Raw genomic sequence first — 3252 nt, 5'->3', positions numbered from 1 at the left:
TCAGGTTATTTTTTAAAAGGGATAGCCAACATATACAACAATTGCAGTAACGAGCCCTGACATATAGCCGCTTGTGCGTGTTCAACCACCTTTGGTTTGCCGTGTACGGCAACGCCTAGTCCTGCTTTTTCCATCATTAGCAAATCGTTTGCGCCATCACCTATGGCTACCGTTTGCGTATTTGCTAAGCCCCGCTTTTGCTGCAGTGTTTCTAAAACAACCGCTTTTTGCTGCGCGTCAACAATACCACCTAAAACCTTTCCTGTGAGTTTATTATCTTCAAACTCAAGTACATTGGCATGTACCTCATCTAAACCAATCAGCTGCTGCACACGCTCGGCAAAAGGCACAAAGCCACCTGATGCAATAGCTAAATACCAATGGTGCTGCTTTAATATTTGGCACAATGCTTTAATACCTGGCATCAACGGTAAAGTCTGTTTTAGCTCATCAATTAAGCTTTGCTCTATACCAGCTAATTTTGCAACACGCTGATTTAAGCTCTCGCTAAAATCCAACTTTCCGGCCATCGCAAGCGCAGTCACAGAAGCCACATCATCATAAACATCTGCTAAGCGTGCAATTTCATCAATGCATTCTATGGTGATAGCGGTGGAGTCCATATCCATAACCAATAAGCCTGGTTCATACAAGTTTGGCGGCGTAGTGACTTGTACTAGCTGACAATCAAGCGTGTTTGCAAACTCCCCTAGCACAAGCGGATTAATTTTTGTGTCAGCTTCAGGGCTATAAAAACACAAAGCTGGCGCTAAGCCTAAGTCGGGCTGATACTGGCATACAGCCGTTACATTGAGTCCATGCTCTTTTAAAAACTTAATGATACTGGTTACATGCGTTAGTTCGAAACCGCCGGCAAACGCAATACTGAATATACCAGCTGTTTTATCTGGCAATGTTTGAGCAGGAGTAAAATTCCCTTCATTGTAATCAAACCATGAGTTTAACGTTAAAGGCTGTAATACTTGCTCAGCATGTGGCTGTGCCATGTTCGTTTGCGACATGGGGTCTCCGTGTGTAGTGATTATTTTTCTAACTAGGCGTATCAATTAAGGTACTTATAATGCTAAATTCGCCAACAGGGTAGATTTAAGGTTATAGTTACCGTAGTTGTAACATCAAATCAAAATGCTGTCAGTAGCATATACGGTGACTATGAAAAATAACCATATAAAAAGCCCTTTATCTGCATCTCAAAGAAAGCGAATTGTTCGCTTGCTTTTGGCTGCGGGCTGCTTTGTATTACTGAGCTTTGTAGGTGTTAATAGTAGCTCGGAGAGCCATCAACTACTTTATAATAGTGCTAATAATACAGCTAAAAGCTTAGCCCGATTTATGGCACTCAATGCTAAAGAACCATTGCTTGCTAAAAACAAACCACAACTTAATGCGCTGTGTAACGATATAAGTAAAGACGAGTTTGTACTCTCGGCCACAATTTACGATCAACAAGGCGTGCTTATAGCCAGCAGTGATCATTGGCAGTCACACCACATATTTGGCCAATTACCAGAGTCCACACCCGGTATAAGTAAATTAAAAACCCCATTTGTAGAACCTGTGGTAAGCGATATAGACAAGCCCCTTGGCTTTGTGTCTATTACTTATTTAACCCGTGCGGCGATATCTGACAGCCACAATCATTTTCATGATTTAGGTAGGCAAGTATTATTAATGTTAGTGATTGCGTGTATTTTTACTTGGCAGCTTGGGCGTGGATTAAAGCGTTGGCAGGTTAACCGCTATATGCAAAAAACTTCTGAGCAAGAGTCGTAAAGCTGCTTAGCAAGCGCCTCTTTATCGCCACATTGCTTTAAGATACATACTACGTTAAACACATTTGGAATGTGTAGTGGCGTATTAATTTCACCTTGGTGGCCGCTCAGTGGCATGGAGGGCGAGTCAGTCTCGAGCACTAAATGTTGTGACTCAATTTGAGCAATGACATTACGGGTTTTAGCAGCCCGTTCATAGGTAATAACCCCACCTACCCCTAATTTAAAACCCTGTTTAATGTAATAGTGGGCTTGCTGGAGCGATCCCGAAAACGCATGTATCACCCCACCACATTTTGGCTTACAACGTTTAAACGCTTGCGCAATTAAGTCATGGCTTTGCCTGTGGTGCACAATAAGCGGTAAGTTCAGTTCGTTAGCAATCGTTATTTGCTGCTCAAATAGATTGGTTTGTTTTTCAAAGTCTTCAATACTTCTATCAAGACCACACTCACCTATTGCTACCAGCTGGCTTTTATTGGCTTTTGCAAAGTCGAATAACTGCGCTAAGTGAGCGTCTTTATGCTCATTTAAAAAATAAGGGTGAAGCCCTGCGGCAATATGTAATTGAGGGTGCTTGCTTTTAAGTGCGATTAGTTGCTTAGATTGCGCCAAGCTAATACCTGGCACAACAAAACGCTCAACGCCTTTAGTAATACACTCTTTTATGAGTGATTCGCGACTTGCATCAAATTCGCTAAAATCAAGATGGCAATGCGAGTCTATAAACTTCACAGCGAAAGCCGTTTAAGGATTTAAACGGGTTATTTGCCAGCTATTATCAGCTTGACGCTGATACATAAAGCGGTCGTGTAACCGATGTGCGCCACCCTGCCAAAACTCTATTTTAGAAGGCACAACGCAATAGCCCCCCCAAAAGTCAGGCAATGGAATTTCGCCATTGGCAAATTTACTCTTCATATTAGCAAAAGTTTCCATAAGCATTTTACGCGATGACACTGGCCTGCTTTGTTGCGACGCCCATGCAGCCAATTGGCTTTCTTTAGGGCGCGATAAGAAATATTTAGCCACAGCTGAGGTAGGTAAGGGTTTAGCTTCGCCGTATACAATGACTTGGCGTTCCATATGATGCCACGGAAAGTGCAGCGATATCTTGTTATTGCCTTTTAGCTCTTGTGCTTTACGCGAGCCAGTATTAGTAAAAAAAACAAACCCGTTATCATCTAAATGCTTTAACAGTACAATACGCTGTGAAGGTTGCCCAGTTTCATCAACGGTTGCAACAACCATAGCCGTTGGGTCTGGAATATTACTGCCAACAGCATGCTCAAGCCACATTTCAAATTGTTTGAATGGATCATCTTGCAAGTTATCTTCGCTTAGCGCGTCTTGCAGGTATTCACGGCGGATATCTTCGAGTTTCATAAACAAATCCTTCTAAAGAGCTATCAGCTATCAGCTATCAGCTATCAGCTATCAGCTATCAGCTATCAGCTAT

At 42.3% G+C, this 3252-nt stretch carries 4 protein-coding genes; 1 reads left to right on the top strand and 3 read right to left on the bottom strand.

What is annotated here, in order from left to right; translation table 11 throughout:
* Nucleotides 1–5 precede the first annotated feature (5 nt).
* Nucleotides 6–1022, bottom strand: coding sequence for a phosphoserine phosphatase SerB (serB, locus tag AABI99_RS17785; protein WP_338367455.1), 1017 nt, complete (start codon nucleotides 1020–1022; stop codon nucleotides 6–8).
* Nucleotides 1023–1173: 151 nt separating this feature from the next.
* Here serB and AABI99_RS17780 point away from each other — a divergent pair, with 151 nt between their 5' ends.
* On the top strand, nucleotides 1174–1794 hold the full coding sequence (locus AABI99_RS17780) for an AhpA/YtjB family protein (protein ID WP_338367454.1): 621 nt from the start codon (nucleotides 1174–1176) through the stop codon (nucleotides 1792–1794).
* Here AABI99_RS17780 and AABI99_RS17775 read toward each other — a convergent pair.
* Nucleotides 1761–2528, bottom strand: a complete 768-nt coding sequence (locus AABI99_RS17775; protein ID WP_338367453.1) for a TatD family hydrolase — start codon at nucleotides 2526–2528, stop codon at nucleotides 1761–1763. The genes AABI99_RS17780 and AABI99_RS17775 overlap by 34 nt on opposite strands.
* A 12-nt stretch (nucleotides 2529–2540) precedes the next feature.
* Nucleotides 2541–3179 carry a pyridoxamine 5'-phosphate oxidase gene (gene pdxH, locus AABI99_RS17770; RefSeq protein ID WP_338367452.1) on the bottom strand — a complete coding sequence of 213 codons (639 nt, stop codon included), beginning with the start codon at nucleotides 3177–3179 and terminating at the stop codon, nucleotides 2541–2543.
* Between the last annotated feature and the right edge of the window lie 73 nt (nucleotides 3180–3252).

The organism is uncultured Pseudoalteromonas sp. (assembly GCF_963922945.1).
Classification (GTDB): Bacteria; Pseudomonadota; Gammaproteobacteria; order Enterobacterales; family Alteromonadaceae; genus Pseudoalteromonas.
The sequence above is the reverse complement of the archived record's forward strand: the minus strand, read 5'-3'. Positions and strand labels throughout refer to the sequence as shown.